Source organism: Limnohabitans sp. Rim8, from assembly GCF_945901735.1.
Lineage (GTDB): Bacteria > Pseudomonadota > Gammaproteobacteria > Burkholderiales > Burkholderiaceae_C > Limnohabitans_A.
Genome location: NZ_CAMDLM010000010.1, coordinates 19805 through 35044, shown reverse-complemented (window position 1 = coordinate 35044; position 15240 = coordinate 19805). Strand labels below are relative to the sequence as shown.

Annotated in this window: 15 protein-coding genes and 3 pseudogenes; 11 read left to right on the top strand and 7 right to left on the bottom strand. The window is 60.0% G+C overall.

What is annotated here, in order from left to right; all coding sequences use genetic code 11:
• The first annotated feature begins 1 nt into the window (after position 1).
• From clsB to Q0O99_RS06815, 9 genes and pseudogenes are all read left to right on the top strand, one after another.
• The gene (gene clsB / locus Q0O99_RS06855; protein ID WP_293749826.1) at positions 2-1228 is read left to right on the top strand and encodes a cardiolipin synthase ClsB; all 1227 of its coding nucleotides are present in this window, start codon (positions 2-4) and stop codon (positions 1226-1228) included.
• Positions 1229-1315: 87 nt separating this feature from the next.
• Positions 1316-2050 carry a GTP cyclohydrolase I gene (gene folE, locus Q0O99_RS06850; RefSeq protein ID WP_293749824.1) on the top strand — a complete coding sequence of 245 codons (735 nt, stop codon included), beginning with the start codon at positions 1316-1318 and terminating at the stop codon, positions 2048-2050.
• Positions 2051-2054: 4 nt separating this feature from the next.
• A complete protein-coding gene (locus Q0O99_RS06845; RefSeq protein WP_293749822.1) occupies positions 2055-2477 on the top strand; it encodes a BLUF domain-containing protein in 423 nt (140 codons plus the stop codon).
• 37 nt (positions 2478-2514) lie between these two features.
• Positions 2515-3330, top strand: a complete 816-nt coding sequence (locus Q0O99_RS06840) for a DUF429 domain-containing protein (protein ID WP_293749820.1) — start codon at positions 2515-2517, stop codon at positions 3328-3330.
• Positions 3331-3456: 126 nt separating this feature from the next.
• Complete coding sequence (locus Q0O99_RS06835; RefSeq protein WP_293749818.1) at positions 3457-3954, top strand: DinB family protein; 498 nt, start codon at positions 3457-3459, stop codon at positions 3952-3954.
• 55 nt (positions 3955-4009) lie between these two features.
• Positions 4010-4258 carry a DUF1272 domain-containing protein gene (locus Q0O99_RS06830; RefSeq protein WP_293749816.1) on the top strand — a complete coding sequence of 83 codons (249 nt, stop codon included), beginning with the start codon at positions 4010-4012 and terminating at the stop codon, positions 4256-4258.
• 27 nt (positions 4259-4285) lie between these two features.
• Positions 4286-4780 (top strand): pyridoxamine 5'-phosphate oxidase family protein, encoded by a 495-nt coding sequence (locus Q0O99_RS06825; RefSeq protein WP_293749814.1) that lies wholly within the window; start codon positions 4286-4288, stop codon positions 4778-4780.
• Positions 4777-5232, top strand: coding sequence for a GNAT family N-acetyltransferase (locus Q0O99_RS06820; protein ID WP_293749812.1), 456 nt, complete (start codon positions 4777-4779; stop codon positions 5230-5232). The genes Q0O99_RS06825 and Q0O99_RS06820 overlap by 4 nt, the downstream gene beginning before the upstream one ends.
• A gap of 301 nt (positions 5233-5533) precedes the next feature.
• A pseudogene (locus Q0O99_RS06815) lies at positions 5534-5822 on the top strand (PLP-dependent aminotransferase family protein); the annotation flags it as partial.
• A gap of 27 nt (positions 5823-5849) precedes the next feature.
• On the opposite strand, the gene Q0O99_RS06810 reads toward Q0O99_RS06815, so the two are convergent.
• The 4 genes from Q0O99_RS06810 to Q0O99_RS06795 all read right to left on the bottom strand — a co-directional run bounded on the left by Q0O99_RS06810 (position 5850) and on the right by Q0O99_RS06795 (position 10245).
• Positions 5850-6641 carry a hydroxyacylglutathione hydrolase gene (locus Q0O99_RS06810; RefSeq protein WP_293749810.1) on the bottom strand — a complete coding sequence of 264 codons (792 nt, stop codon included), beginning with the start codon at positions 6639-6641 and terminating at the stop codon, positions 5850-5852.
• 380 nt (positions 6642-7021) lie between these two features.
• Positions 7022-7813, bottom strand: a complete 792-nt coding sequence (locus tag Q0O99_RS06805) for a fumarylacetoacetate hydrolase family protein (RefSeq protein WP_293749808.1) — start codon at positions 7811-7813, stop codon at positions 7022-7024.
• Positions 7810-9270 carry a sulfatase-like hydrolase/transferase gene (locus Q0O99_RS06800; protein ID WP_293749806.1) on the bottom strand — a complete coding sequence of 487 codons (1461 nt, stop codon included), beginning with the start codon at positions 9268-9270 and terminating at the stop codon, positions 7810-7812. The genes Q0O99_RS06805 and Q0O99_RS06800 overlap by 4 nt, the downstream gene beginning before the upstream one ends.
• Positions 9271-10245, bottom strand: a complete 975-nt coding sequence (locus Q0O99_RS06795) for a tripartite tricarboxylate transporter substrate-binding protein (protein ID WP_293749804.1) — start codon at positions 10243-10245, stop codon at positions 9271-9273. It lies immediately after the preceding gene.
• Between the two features lie 118 nt (positions 10246-10363).
• Between Q0O99_RS06795 and Q0O99_RS06790 the strand changes: the two genes are divergently transcribed.
• Positions 10364-11125: a Crp/Fnr family transcriptional regulator gene (locus tag Q0O99_RS06790; RefSeq protein WP_293749802.1), complete on the top strand. Its 762-nt coding sequence runs from the start codon at positions 10364-10366 to the stop codon at positions 11123-11125.
• Positions 11126-11319: 194 nt separating this feature from the next.
• On the opposite strand, the pseudogene Q0O99_RS06785 reads toward Q0O99_RS06790, so the two are convergent.
• The 3 genes and pseudogenes from Q0O99_RS06785 to Q0O99_RS06775 form a co-directional block, all read right to left on the bottom strand.
• Positions 11320-12149 (bottom strand): annotated as a pseudogene (locus Q0O99_RS06785) (tripartite tricarboxylate transporter substrate-binding protein).
• A gap of 182 nt (positions 12150-12331) precedes the next feature.
• A complete protein-coding gene (locus Q0O99_RS06780) occupies positions 12332-13513 on the bottom strand; it encodes a monodechloroaminopyrrolnitrin synthase PrnB family protein (RefSeq protein ID WP_293749800.1) in 1182 nt (393 codons plus the stop codon).
• A 32-nt stretch (positions 13514-13545) separates the two neighbouring features.
• The gene (locus Q0O99_RS06775; RefSeq protein ID WP_293749798.1) at positions 13546-14709 is read right to left on the bottom strand and encodes a pyridoxal phosphate-dependent aminotransferase; all 1164 of its coding nucleotides are present in this window, start codon (positions 14707-14709) and stop codon (positions 13546-13548) included.
• Between the two features lie 288 nt (positions 14710-14997).
• Here Q0O99_RS06775 and Q0O99_RS06770 point away from each other — a divergent pair.
• Positions 14998-15132 (top strand): annotated as a pseudogene (locus Q0O99_RS06770) (IS30 family transposase); the annotation flags it as partial.
• Positions 15133-15240: the final 108 nt, after the last annotated feature.

The window sequence follows — 15240 nt, the reverse complement described above, 5'->3', positions numbered from 1 at the left end:
CATGCGGCACAACCCAGCGCTGCGTGACGGGCACCAAATCCGCCTGATCGAAGGGGGGCAGGATTACTTTGAAGCCCTGGTCGCAGCGCTCAACCAAGCCCGCTCGCACGTGCTGCTGGAGACCTATATTTTTGACCTCCATGGCGCTGCCGTGCGGGTGGCCGAGGCGCTGGAGCGAGCGGCCTTGCGCGGCGTGCGTGTGTGGCTGGTGGTCGACGGTGTGGGCACTCCCCAGCTGCCCGAGGTCTGGCGCGTGCGCTTTGCGCTCGCGGGGGTTGATTGGCGAATTTATGCACCTTTGGGCGCCTTGGGCTTGCTCATCCCCAGCCGCTGGCGTCGGCTGCACCGCAAACTGTGCGTGGTGGATGGGCAGACCGCCTTTTGTGGTGGCATCAACATCCTGGACGATTGGTACGACCCACACCACGGCAGCCTGGCCCGGCCCCGGCTGGACTTCGCCGTCAGTGCGCAGGGCGAACTGGTGGGTCACATCCAAGACAGCATGTCCCAATTGTGGTGGCGTTTGCAAGGCGCAAAAAACGCCCGGGAACGCAAGATTCCACAGGCACTGCACTCGTTCATAACGGCAGGCCTGCCGCTGCCCTGGAAGCCGCCGCTGCCCCTGCCCGATGGCTCACCGCCACCCAGCCGAGCCGCCTTGCTGCTGCGCGACAACGTGCTGCACCGCACCCAAATCGAGCGCGCCTACCGCAAGGCCATTGGTCTGGCCCGGCACGAAGTGGTGATCGCCAATGCCTACTTTTTGCCGGGGCGCAGGTTGCGTCAAGCCTTGGTCCACGCAGCCCGGCGAGGGGTGCGCGTGCGCTTGCTGTTACAAGGGCGATATGAATACTTCATGCAATACCACGCAGCCCGCCCGGTCTATGGCACCTTGCTGGCCGCAGGAGTCGAAATCTACGAATACGATGCGAGTTTTTTGCACGCCAAAGTGGCGGTGGTGGACCCCGACAACGAGCGTCCCTGGGCCACAGTGGGCTCATCTAACCTGGATCCGCTCAGCCTGTTGTTGGCGCGAGAGGCCAATGTGGTGGTGGCCGACCGCCAGTTCGCGCAACAACTGCACCGGCGTTTGATTCAGGTGATTGCGTCACAAAGCACGCCTGTTTTGGCCGCCTTCGGCCAAAGGCTTTGGCATCAGCGACTGCGCGATCGGCTGGCTTTTGGCCTCATGCGCATGGCACTTTTTCTCACAGGGCACCGGTATTGAGGGGTGGCGGACAAGCAAGAACAGAAGTAAAGGGGCCAAACCCCCTGATCGCTGTGCGCCGACCAATCGCTGTTACGATCAATGACCATGTTAATGAAATCTACAGACGCCATGACTGCTTCTGCCGCCACGCCCGACGACGAAGGCGTACCTGTATCTGCCAAGATCCGCGAGCGCATTCAAGCTGCCCGAAAACGCTTCCACGCCAATGACAACATTGCTGAATTCATTGAACCCGGCGAGTTGGAGAAGCTCCTCGACGAGGTCACTGCCAAGATGGCAGGCGTGCTCGACAGCTTGGTGATCGACACCGTCAGCGACCATAACACAGGCGATACCGCACGCCGTGTGGCCAAGATGTACTTGAAAGAAGTGTTCAAGGGCCGCTACGTTGAAGGCCCTGCCATCACCGAATTCCCCAACGCCGAACACCTCAACGAATTGATGATCGTCGGCCCCATCACCGTGCGCAGCGCTTGCAGCCACCACTTTTGCCCTGTGATTGGCAAGATCTGGATCGGTGTGTTGCCCAACGAACACACCAACGTGATTGGCCTGTCCAAGTACGCCCGCCTGGCCGAATGGATCATGGGGCGTCCGCAAATTCAAGAAGAAGCCGTGGTTCAGCTGGCTGACTTGATTCAGCGCAAAACCCAGCCCGATGGATTGGCCATCGTCATGGAAGCGAGCCACTACTGCATGGGCTGGCGCGGCGTGAAAGACATGGACAGCAAGATGATCAATTCGGTCATGCGCGGTGCGTTCCTCAAAGACGTGAACCTGCGCCGTGAATTTTTGTCACTGATTCCCGGAAGGAGTTGACACCATGTTGGTCCGTTTGCTTTACGCCAGCCGCACGGTCGATCCTCGTCCTGAGACCATCGAATCGATCCTGGCTCAATCTCGTCAGTTCAACCCGACCAGTGGCATCACCGGCATCCTGTGCTACGGCGGTGGCATCTTTTTGCAAGCCATCGAAGGCGGGCGCAGCGCGGTGAGCGAGTTGTATGGTCACATCCAAAAAGACGCGCGGCACAAAGACGTGGTCTTGCTGCACTACGAAGAAATTTCTGAGCGCCGTTTTGGCGGCTGGACCATGGGCCAGGTGGATGCGTCTCGCGTGAACACCAACATCTTGCTCAAATACTCCGAGCGTGCCGAGCTGGACCCGTACAACGTGTCGGGCAAAGTGTCCCTCGCCCTGCTTGAAGAGCTGATGGCCACCGCGTCCATCATCGGGCGCGCCTGAGCCTGGTAAAAGCGACGCCCTCGTCGCGAAGTGAACCATGAACCTCATCGGCTGTGATTTTTCCAGCAGCCCCAGCAAACGCAAACCAATTGTGCTGGCGCTGGGCCAAGCCCGGCAGGGCAGGGTGCAACTGCAGGCGCTGCAAACCTTTGACACGCTGAGCGAGTTTGGCAACTGGCTGGCGCAGCCTGCCGATTGGGTGGGCGGTTTTGACTTGCCCTTTGGCTTGCCGCGTGAACTGGTTGAAACCCTGGACTGGCCCACCGATTGGGCTGCATGCATGGACCATTACTGCGCCTTGGAGCGCGCCCAGATCCGCGAACAGTTTGCAGCGTTCTGCAACGCCCGCCCCGTGGGCGGCAAGTTTGCCCACCGCGCCGCCGACCGGCCCGCCGGCTCTAGCCCGTCCATGAAGTGGGTCAATCCGCCCGTGGCTTACATGCTGCACGCGGGCGTACCCTTGTTGCGCCAAGCGGGGGTGCACCTGCCCGGGTTACATGTGGGCGAGGCCCGCCGCGTGGCGCTGGAGGCCTACCCTGGTCTGCTGGCGCGCGAGGTGCTGGGCAACCAAAGTTACAAGAGCGATGACAAGGCCAAACAAACGCCAGAGCGCTTGCTGGCCCGGCGTGAATTACTGAGCGCACTGGAGCTCGGCCAGACTCGCCTGGGCCTGCGCTTGGTGGCCAGCAACGCGCTGCTGGGGCGCCTGGCCGACGACGCCAGCGGAGATTCCCTCGACGCCACCCTGTGCCTGATGCAAGCGGCTTGGGCGCAGCAACAGCACGAAGCCGGGCACCCGCAATACGGCTTGCCGCCGTGTGATCCGCTGGAGGGTTGGATCGTGACGGCATGAGGCGGCTTAGAACGCCGCCTTGGGCGTCGCCAAGGGTTGAAAGCAATACAATGTGATTCCTATTTTGGGCTGGCCAATGTGTTCAGACCCCAATCAAAAGGCATCACAAAGTAGAGACTTGCAGCCGTGAAAACCCTCCAATCGCTTTTTGCCCACAAGACCTGGGCCAACAACGAGTTGTTCAATGTATTGGCCGATGTGGACTCGCCAAGCCACACTGACGCCCTGCACACGGCGATTCGCATCCTGAACCACATCCATGTGGTGGACAGCATTTTCCAAGCGCATTTGCGGGGCCAAGCCCATGGATTTAGCGCCACCAACACCGACGCCACACCCGCCTTGGCCGAACTTCACTTCAAAGTGGCGCAAACCGATGCCTGGTTCGAGGCCTATGCCGCCCGCTTGACGGCCCAGCAAGCGGCCGAATCCTTGGCATTTCAATTCACCGACGGTGACGCTGGCCTGATGACGCGGGAAGAAATGCTCTTGCACATCATCACCCATGGCGCTTACCACCGGGGCAATGTGGGTCAAGTGCTCAAGTCGATCTCGGTCGCACCGCCGCGTGATCTGTACACGAAGTTTCTGCACCTGAGCGATCCGTCGCGCCGGTCTGCCTAAACTGCCGCTCAACTCAAATCGCAGAACTGCGTTCAATTACACCGAGGAATACGACATGCTTCAGTTGCGCCCAAGTTGCGAATGCTGCGACAAGGATCTCCCACCAGAGTCCACAGAAGCACGTATATGCTCGTTCGAATGCACATTTTGCGAATCCTGCGCAACGAAAACACTCGCTGGCAAGTGCCCTAACTGTGGCGGTGAACTGCTGACCCGACCTCGCCGTCCCCCATCCAAGCTTGCCAAATTTCCTGCATCTACTGACCGAATCGTCAAACCGAACGGTTGCCATGAGGCTGCGTGAACTCAACACAAGGAAACGGGACGGGCCATGAGTACTGTTCAGGCTCCTTTGACTGACGCCATTCGCGAAACCGCCCGCCGCAGCGTGCTGTGCTGGCTGGCCACGGTGGATGCCGAGGGGCAGCCCAACGTCTCGCCCAAAGAGGTTTGGGCGATTGCCGACGACCAGCATGTGGTGGTGGCGCACATCGCTTCGCCCATCAGTGCGCGCAATATCGCGCAGCACCCGCAGGTGTGTTTGAGCTTTGTCGATGTGTTCGTGCAAAAGGGCTTCAAGCTCATAGGCACCGCGCGCGAGGTGCGTGCCACTGATGCGGAATTTCCCGATTGGGCTGCACCGCTGCTGGCCATGGCAGGCCAGCGCTTCACCATCCAAAGCGTGTTGCTGGTTTATGTGAAATCTGTCGCTGCCATCGTGGCGCCAAGTTACCGCTTTTACCCCGATGACACCACCGAGGCTTCGCAAGTGGCCTCAGCCATGCGAGCCTACAACGTCCAAGCTGTAGAAAAGGGAAAAACATGACTTCAATCACCATACGTCAAGCGGTGTTGGCCGACCTTGATGTCGTCGTCACCCTGTTTGATGGCTATCGCCAGTTTTACGGTCAGGCCAGCGATGGCGTGGCTGCACGGACTTTCTTGCAGGCGCGCTTTGAGCACGGTCAATCGGTGGTGCTGTTGGCCGAGTCACAAGGGCAAGCTGTGGGTTTCACCCAGCTGTACCCAAGCTTTTCATCCGTGTCGATGGCCCGGGTGTTTGTGCTCAATGATCTGTTCGTGGCACCCACGGCCAGGCGCTTGGGCGTGGGCGAGGCTTTGTTGACAGCAGCTGCCGACCATGCGCGCCAACTGGGTGCTGTGCGCTTGTCCTTGAACACGGATGTGCAGAATTTGCCTGCTCAAGCCTTGTACGAGTCGATGGGTTGGGCGCGTGATCAAAAGTACCACGCCTACCACTTGGCATTGAAGCCATGAAAGTCACCTGGGCTGGTCAATCATCTTTCACCCCAGCTGCCAGTTCAGCGGCTGCAAGTCGGCATTTTGCTGGGGGATATCACGCCAGCTAACGTCAGCGTCAGCGCGACGGCACTGGGCTGGCTCCTGTTGGCCCTTTGCCCAAAGCGGCTTCCCGATCGCCGAATCGGTCGACCAGTGCGTCTGGATCGGCCTTGGCGCGCTGGTCTGTGACTTCTGAGTCCAGCATTGATGCAGAAACGATGCCATGTGCTCGCGGATTGGCCGATGGTCATCATGCGCAGCGAGGTTCACGGTTTGGCAGTGATCAGCCGCCATGGGCGCTGGTTTGAAACGAGAACTGGGCGACCAGAGGCGTTCACGCAGCCTAAGGGTGGTTTGTTCTTTTGGGCCCGACTCACCGGTGCCAACGGCAAAACCAAAGACGCGGTCGGGTTCTCCAAAAAAGCCATTGCGCAAGGCGTGGCGTTTGTGCCGGATGCGCCGTTTTTGCGGCTGACCCAGACATGTCAACACTGCGCGTCATCTTCGCCATGGCCGATGTGGCGAAGATTGAAGAGGGCATTGCTCGGCTTGGCAAGGCGTGTTGAACAACAGGTTCAGTAGCCCAGCCCAACTCACCATGCGTTGCGCAGTTCCCGCAGCTTCTTAAACACCGTTTTTGCATCCGGCTCTGCTGGCAAGTCGGGAAAGCTTTCCCGCAGCTGAGCGATGACGCTTGGGTTGCTCAGACGCATGAAGGTGTTGAACTCTTTCTCGTCTTTCAGCGTGGTCACGACAGAGGTTGCCGGGTTGTGACTGGCGACATTTGGCAAGAGCGCTGCAGCGGCCGCATTGTCGGGCTCACGGGCCAGCGTGAACTTCAGGTTGTTCTCGATGTAGTCGTGGCCGGGGAAGATGCGGGTGTTGTCAGGCAGGCGCATCAGCTGCTCGGTGAAGCTGCTGTAGAGCGCTTCGACGTCGCCGCCGTTGTGCACGTTGCCAGCACCAGCGTTGAACAAGGTGTCACCTGAGAAAAGCGCCGGCTGTTCAGCGTGCGCACACAGGCAAATGTGGCAATAAGTGTGGCCAGGGGTGTCCAAACATTCCAGCTCAATGTGTTTGCCCACCTTGATCACGTCACCGGCTTGTAAACCGCGCTCCATGCCCGGAATCTTGCCTGCGGCTTTGTGGTGCGCAATCACTTTGGCACCGGTGGCGGCCACCACTTCGGCATTTCCGCCGATGTGGTCGTGGTGTTCATGCGTGTTGAGAATTTGCGTGATGTTCCAACCCTTGGCCTTGGCGGTGGCCAAGCATTTTTCATGGTCCAGCGGATCAATTGCCAAGGCTTCGCCGGTGTCGGGGCAGGCGATCAGGTAATTGAAATTGCGCAGGCTGTTGCCCGTCCAGATGCGTTCAACGATCATGCGTAGCCTTGTGTGGTGTGGTTAATGGATTTATTTTAGGATCGCTGCGCATCGCCTGTGCTCTGCAAGGCTGTTCCCCGCTTGCTGCAAAACGCTCAGTCACAGATGGTGCCCTTCAATTTTTGCAGACCCTATGAGAATCAAACTCGCCAGCAGTGGCCTTGTTTATTCGACCGACAGCGGACGCACCTGCCAAGCTTGCCGCAAAGCGGTGTCTCAGTGCATTTGCAAAAGTGGCAAGCCTCGGCCCGCCACCGACGGTGTGGTGCGCATTTCCCGTTCTTCCTGGGTCGGATTGAGGATGGGAAAATGGATCGGGCGATTGACGTGCAAACCCGATCCTGCCGACCCCGTTACGAGACGCACGACGCCTGTTCAGATCAGTTCGGTCCGACCGAAAACCCAACCGAGCCCAGCTGCGCGAAATGAACCGCCATGTGGCTGCCCGCGCTCAACACCACCGGTTCGGTGGCCGAGCCCGACAGCACGATGGTGCCGGCTTCTAGCGGGTGTCCGGCGTCACTGGCCAGCCTTGCCGCCGCCAGCAGCGCCTGCAGCGGGTGGTCCAGGATAGACGCGCTGCTGCCCTGTGCCACCAGTTTGCCGTCCAGTTCGACCTCGACCGTCAGAGCGCCCAGTCCCATGGAAGGTGGCTGCCAGGGGCCAAGCACGAAGGCGCAGGCGGAGGCGTTGTCGGCCACTACGTCGGCAGGCGAGAAGCGGAAATCGCGGTAACGTGAATCGATGATTTCCACCGCCGCGGCCACCGACTGCACCGCGCGCAGGGCTTGGTCCAGGCTGGCCGCGCCGTCCAGTCGGCGCGACAGCAGGAAGGCGATCTCCGGCTCCCCGCGGGGTCGGATCAATCCCTGCAACGCCAACTGGCCGCCGTCTGGCACCTGCATGGCGGCGGACAACACGCCGTACACGGGTGCATTGACTCCCAAGTGGGCCATCGCCTTGCGGTTCGTGAAGGCCAGCTTGAGGCCGACCTTGCGGTCGCCGCGTCGGCAACGCTGCGCCATGCCCAACGCCTGCACGGCATAGGCTTCCTGCAGCGTGATGGCCGCCGTGCCGGTCCATTGTGCGATCGGCATCCCGGTGCACAGAGCCTGGTCTAGGGCCGAGGCCAAGCGTTCGACCTTTGAAAGCCCGTCCGGCATGCGACTCATGGCGCCACCTGCGGCACTGGTGTGGCGCCGATCTTCCCTAGCCCGAACGCTACCGCGCGGCCGCCGACGCGCTCCACCAGCAGGTTCTGGTCGTCTTTGGCGCGCCGATCGGCCATGACTGGATCCACGATGGCGCGCAGGCGCTGCGCGAATTCGTCCCGCACTGCCCAGTGCGCGCCAGACTGCGCCAGGTTGTGTGCCTCTTGCGGATCGTCCTCCAGGTCGAACAGCTCGGGCTCATATCCTACATAGTGGTGGTATTTGTAGCGCCCGCGCGCCACCATGAAGGCCGCCGCGGGTGAGCCGACCGCGTGGTACTCGCTGAAGGCGGTACGATCGATGTCCGGCCGCGTTGCAAGGTCGATCAGGGAGCGTCCCGGCAGGTCCGCTTCCTCGGGCAACGGCGGCAACGCGAACGCCTCCAGTACGGTCTGATAAATGTCGACCAGCGAGGCTGGGGTGTCGCAGCTGCGTTGCGGCACCCCGGGCCCCGACAGGATCAGCGGCACCGCGGTGGACTCGCGGTACAGCAGCGACTTGTTCCACATACCGCGCGCGCCGAGGTTGTCGCCGTGGTCGCTGGTGTAGATGACCAGGGTCTCGTCACTTAACCCTGCATCCGACAGCGCCGTTAGCACGCGGCCAATCTGCGCGTCGATGAAGCTCACCAGCCCGAAATAACTGGCGATCGCCAAGCGCCGGCGCGCATCGTCGCCCAATTCCGCATCCAGGTCGTTGAACTCGGCCTGGCGCTGCACCCACGGGTGGCGCACGAATCCGCTCTCGGGCCGCAGCTTGGGCCAGGGCACGCTGCCCGGCGGGTACAGGTCAAGGAATTCCTTTGGCACCACGAGTGGAAAATGCGGCGCCACGAAGCCGGCGAACAACAGCGCCGGATGCGCGTCGCGCGCCGCTGGCGCCAGCCCGGCACGTTCCTGCAGCCAGCCGATTGCGCCGTCCGCCACGCGCCGGTCGAAGCGGTTGTATTCGGTCTCGCCAGCACCTAAGTGCCGTAAGAGTCCTACGCCTTCGCTGCGATCGGGCAGGGGGTCGCGCACGCAGCCCCAGACCTGCCCCATGCCTCCGGCAATGTGCACCGCCTCACGCTGGCGCTCGAAGCCGGTGTTGTCCTGCGCACTGCGGTAGTGCAGCTTGCCGATCGATTCGACACCGATGCCGGCCGTGCGCAGCCGGTGCGCCCAAGACGGCTGCCGCCCAGCGTAGGCAATCGCGTTGTCCCAGCAGCGGTGGTCGTGTACCCAGCGTCCGGTGGCCAGGCTGGCGCGCGCCGGCACGCAGATCGGGCTGGGTGTGTAGGCGCGCCTGAATACCGTGCCCGTCGCTGCCAAGCTGTCCATGTGCGGCGTTCGCACGACTGGGCTGCCCATGAAGCCGCTGTGCCGCGGATCGTGTTCGTCCGAACACAACAGCAGCACGTTGCGGTAGAGCGCGCGCATTCAGGAGGACTCGGCGCTGAAGCCGATGCTCTTGACCATTGCACCGCGCCGCGCGAACTCCGACTGCAGCAGCTTGCGCAATTCGATCGGCCCCAGTGGCGCGGCGATGGTCTGGCCTTCATTCACAGCCGGCAGTTCGCGCGATCCGGCCGCTTGCATGGCGGCGATCGAAGCCTTCTCGATCATGGTTTGCGGTGTTCCAGTCCGAGCCAGGACCCAAGTGCCCTCGTTCAATGTGAGTTGTCCCATGCCCAGTTCGGCGAACGTCGGCACCTGCGGCAACACCACAGAACGCGTTCGGCTGGTTGTCGCCAGGATGCGCACCGTGCCAGCCTTGTGCTGCTGCGTGAGGGTCGAAGTCACCGCAACGATGCCCGACAAATGCCCGCCGGCCACGTCGTTCAGCACCAGGGTGTTGCCCTTGTAGGGCACGTACAGCAGCTTCACGCCCAGCTCCTTGCCCATCAACAGGCCAAACATATGCGTTACCGAACCCGCCCCCGCCGAACCGAAGGCGGCCTTGTCAGGGTTCTTTCTGCACCAATCAGCGAACTCCTTCAAGTTGGTCGCCGGCACCTTGGCGCTGATGGCAAACGCAAAATCATTCTCCACGACCTGCGCCACCGGAACGAAGTCGGTCAACACGTCGTAGCCGAGGTCGCTGTAGACGTGAGGCAGATGCACAATGTTGGACGCTGGGGCCACCCAGTAGGTGAAGCCGTCGGCCGCTGCGGCCTTGACCGCCTGCCCAGCAATGCGGCCGTTGGCGCCCGGCCGGTTTTCCACCACCACCGGCGCGTCCATCGCGCTGCGCATCTGTTCCGCCACCGCGCGCGCCACCTGGTCGGGCAGGCCGCCAGGCGGAAACCCGACGAACAGGCGGACCGTGTTGCGTTGGGCATAGCTAGGAAACACAGAAGCGGCGGCCGAGGCGGCAAGGATCCGTGCTGTGAAATGGCGTCGATTGATGCGCATGGCGATGTCCTTAAGTTGAAGGTGGGGCGATGGCGGTCAAACGGATAACCGCCATGTGGCTAAGTGTTCGGCGACGATGGTTCATGTTGTTGACTCCGTGAAGTGAACAAAAAGGATGATGGATTTTTGTATTGCTCAATTCAGTTACTTCGGTAACAATTTAGGGATGACCCTAATGCTGACGAACCCATCATCCAGCAGCGCTGTCGATTGGCAGACCAGCCAAAGCTTGGCTCGTCAATTGGTTCAGGCCATAGCTTTGCCGGTGGATTTGAAATCCCGCCCATTGCACCACTTTGAATCGGGAAGGACGTTGGTCAAGACGGGTGATGTTGTGGCCCGCTTGCCTTTTGTCATGAGTGGCCGGCTGAACGCTGTGGTCCACATTTCAGGAACGCAAAGTGGGCAGATTGTGCCCATCGCATTTGGCTCCGGCGAAATCGCGCTTTTGTCTTTTCTGTTCAATCGCTTGCCCAGCGGTAGCGATTTAGTCGCAAGTCAGGCCTCGGCCATTCAATGGATTCCAATCGATGAAGTGGAGTCTGCCTTGCTCAATGACCCTCAATTGATGGCAGTTTTGGTCAGATTTTTGGGACTGCGTTTGCGAGAAGGTCAGGTTCGAGAAAGGGCTGCCTCTGCGCGCAGTGTTCTGACAAGATTAAGCGCCAGCTTGAGCCGTATCTTGGCCGTTCTGCCAGCTCGGCCCGATGCAAGGCTGCTAATCCATGCGACCCACGAGCAACTGGCGAGCAGTTGCGGGGTCAGCCGACCCAAGGCGTCTCTGGCTTTGAAAAAAATGGAGCGTGATGGCATTGTTCTATTGGGTCGAAAATGGATTGAGGTGCTGGACGCCACGGCCCTGCGCACCTTATCGGCTTGAAACAATCATTTCGCTTATTCAGTGCTTGAACCCAGAAGGCTCAAGGTGCTGTGAGCAAAATTTTTCGGAAATCATGCAAAGGCCGAATTGTCGTTTAGTCTTACAGCGACACAACCCGAATTAGCCCGTCCGCTTCTCCATCAGGCGCCCGAGGGTGGTGGTCAAGTACTGGCTCTGCGGCCGCGCAGCAGCCGTCAGGGTTTGTAGCCGGAATTCTGGATCACCGGAGTCCATTGCTCACGAAAGGCCTGGACCATGGCCTCGGTCTGTGCACGGTTGCTGACCACGGGCACCAGATTGGCATCGGTGAAACGCTTTTGCGTGTCAGGATCTTTCATTACTTCCTGAATGGCGTTGGAAATACGGTCAACTTTGCCCAGGGGCATGGACTTGGGGGCGAAAAACGCATTCCACGCGGTGGCCACGATGTTCAACCCAGTTCCTGAAACGTGGGCACATCGGGAAGGAAGGATAAGCGCTTGGCACTTGAAACGGCCAAGATACGCAATTTGCCAGCGCGGTGATACGGCTCTACGCTGTCCGGGGAGTCCAGCGCCAAGGGAATCTGCCCACCAAGCAGGTCGTTTAGCAGGGGGGCTGAGCCGTTGCAGGGGACCACCAGCGGCTGAATCTTGGCAGCCTCACCCAACATCAGCGCAAAGAAGTAAGGCAGACTGCCCGGAGCAGGTACACCGAAGTTGGCTTTCTGCGGGTTTGCTTGAACCCAGGCCATCAACTGGGAGAGTTCTCGCACCGGCACCGCGGTGGACACGGCCAGGGCCATATCAAAAAGGTTCACGGTGGACACTGCCGTGAAGTCAGTTATCGGATCGTAACCGGCGTCCTTGTAGAGCAGCGGACCGATCACCATACCGGCCGGGTTGGCCAATATGAGCACGTTTTGTCCTGTCGGCGCGTTCTTCACCGCTAGGGCGGCGATCCGGCTGCCTGCGCCCAGCTTGTTTCCAACAATCACAGGTACGCCCAGCTTGTCTTTGAGCTTATCAGCCACGATGCGCGCCATGCGGTCTAACGAGCCCCCAGCTTGAAAGCCCACCACGATGCGAAGGGTTCCATCGTACAAGGGTTGAGCCTGCGTTGCCATGACCTGAGCAGCCAAACTAAGCCCAACCAACAATACACGGCATGCCATTGAGATCTTGAACATTTGAATTCCTCAATTAAAAAAAGGCAGATCTATTCACCTCAAGTCGCCTGACAGGCCCGGCGCAAGCATTGCAAGTCGTAATAGCGGGTTTCAATGTCGTCACGTTGCACCCCGGCACGCTTGTCGGTAAGCGACTTTAGGCTGTGCAACAGAACCTCTAAAGGGGGCCCGCTGGCGGTGATTTGCTTGAGGTGTCGGATATCTACTTGGGTTGCCGGTTCCTCGATGAAACGGGTGACCAGCACGTGGTGGTGCAGCACGGCCGCTCGGCCATGCGCCTCACACACCGCCAGGAAGCTCTGCAAAGCCAGACGACTGGACTCGTCCAAGGGGCCGCGCGGCAAGGCTTCCAGCCAACGGTCCATCAAACTGGTCTGTCGTGCGCAGCTTTGCAAGCCGCGTTGATCTTCCGAGGTCATAAAAGGCATTTTTTCCAGCATCTGCGCGCTGTAGGCGGCGTCGGTTATGCGGCACAGGCCCAGGATGAGGTCGATTTCATTGATGGCGGAAAAGTCACCGGCATTCGCACCACGGTAGTCGGTGCGCCCGACCTTGTACGTCTTAAAGTAGGGTCGCACGTTGTAGAAGAACCGACGCACATCGAGCGTCTGGTTCAGCACCTCGGTGTAGTGAGACACTTCATCAAGTGCCGCCGTGGCATCGGCCAACAGCTTGGGTGTGACCGGGTGCGTCACCCCCAAAGGCAAGACCCGGCGCAGCACATCCGCAGCCCGGATGTACCCTAGGATGGAAAAGCAGTTGTTGATGATGAAGACGGACTCGTCGTGCAGCCAGGTAAAGCTCTTGTGTGCACCGCCGTGTGCCAGATTGCGCAGATTCACGTGCGGGGTTGCGAACCTAGGAGCCACTCCCAGCCCGGCGGCCAGTTGCATGGCCAAAGCGCTGGCCTGGGCAAAGGGTGAACGCTGCTCTCGGTCGGGATTGCTCAGTTCGTGGCGTCGCAAGGCCGCCATGTACAGACCGACATTGCCCAGCAAATCGTAGGCAGCGGCTTCATCGCTGGGCAATGTTGCTGCCGTCAGAATCGCTTGAATGTGGCCCAGTCCCTCGTCATGCAACATCTGTTGCTCCACGTGTTCAGGACGCATGACGTCAGCGGGATCGTCCTGCCCAAAGTAGCGCTCCTCCAACTGGGTGTTGAGGTCTTTGAAGCGGTGACGTATCCATCCGTCAAATTGCTCGATCGGGTCAATTGGCATAAAGAGCTCCTCAGCGGTTGGGGGCAGTTTCTTCAGGTGATCACGGTGGCCATGCGCTGCATCGCTTCATGCAGCCGTTCATAGCTTTCCCCGCCAAAGCAAATGCGAATATAGCCTTCACCGGCCGGACCGTAGAAGGCTCCTGACTCCACCACCACCTGCACTCGCTCCAGAAGCAAGTCGGCCAGCGCTTGGCTGGTGTGGCCGGTGCCACGGATATCGGCCCAGGCGTAGATGGTGCTGGTGGGCACTGTGCAGCGCACACCCGGCATGGCGTTGAGTTGTTGGCACACCATGTCACGGCGACGCCGATCCTCATCGACCATGGCTTGCACGGGAGCCTGGTCGCCCATCAAGGCAGCCACCCCGCCGGCTTGAATGAAAGTGTTGACGTGGGAGACATCGTTCATGGTGATCTTCATGAGGGCGGGCATGAAACGCGGCGCCGCCACGACCCACCCCATACGCCAGCCGTCCATCGCGTAGGCCTTGGTGAAGGCGAACAGGCTGAACGTACGTTCAGCCATGCCCGGCAGCGAGGCGATGCTGATGTGCTGAGCACCATCGAACACGATGCGCTCGTAGACCTCGTCGGAGCACACCAGCAAATCATGCTGGATCGCGACCCGTGCCAGCCCTTCAAGCTCCGCTCGGCTGTAGACGCGGCCCGTGGGGTTGTTTGGATTGACCAAGCAAATCATGCGGGTACGGGGCGTGATCGCGGCTTCGAGGGCCTGCACATCGATGCTGAACCCACCAGCAGCGTTGAGCGGTACAGTCACCACCACACCGCCAGCGAGTTGGATCTTGTTGATGACCTGCGGATAATAGGGTTCCAGCAAGATCACCTCATCACCCGGATCGATGGCTGCAAGCATGACGGCAAAGGAGGCATGGGTCAGGCCATTGGTGACCAGGACTTCTTGGGCGGTCACTGGGATCTGGTTGACCTGGTTCATGCGCTGGGCGATCACTTCCCGCAGATCGGTTTCCCCTGCGAATTCACCATAATGCACCCGGCCTGCGTCCAGCGCGTCCTTGGTGGCCTGTTTGATATGCGCGGGCGTGTCGAAATCCGGTCGTCCGACCTCGAGGTGAATCATGCTGGCACACTGCGGGTACAAACGCACCGACTTTTCGTACATCCCGAAACTCTTGGGAGCGCTGAGGGCAATGCGGTCAGATGGCCATTTCATGGGCGGATACTCCTCTCGGTGAATCTTCTGCGGCGACGATGGTTCATGTCGTGAACCTTGTGAATTTAACAATCAAGATGATGAATTTTTGTGTGGGTCTATTCAGTTACCTTGGTAACAGTTTAGGGATTACCCTGGTTCTAAAGCACCCGTCATTCAGCAGTTGCATTCCACCTCACCGCACTACTGCCGGCTTCAGCCTGAAGACCGCATGACATTGGCCAGCTTGCCGCTAGAACTACAGCGTCCGGACTCTTGGTTGCCTGCCTGCGCCACGTACATAAGAAACGAACACCACGCAGTCAAGGCCAAGACAGACGGGGCCAGATTCCCGACAGGCTCAGCGTCCATGTGCATCCGCCTGAGAGTGAAGACCGGCTGTTCCCTAGGCACTGGGAGGGCGACCTTATAAAAAGGCGAAGCCAATGCCAGCGCCGCTGGATGATGGGTGCTTCAGAATTAGGGTCATCCCTAAACTGTTACCAAGGTAACTGAATAGAGCCACATAAGAATCCATCATCTTTTTAATTC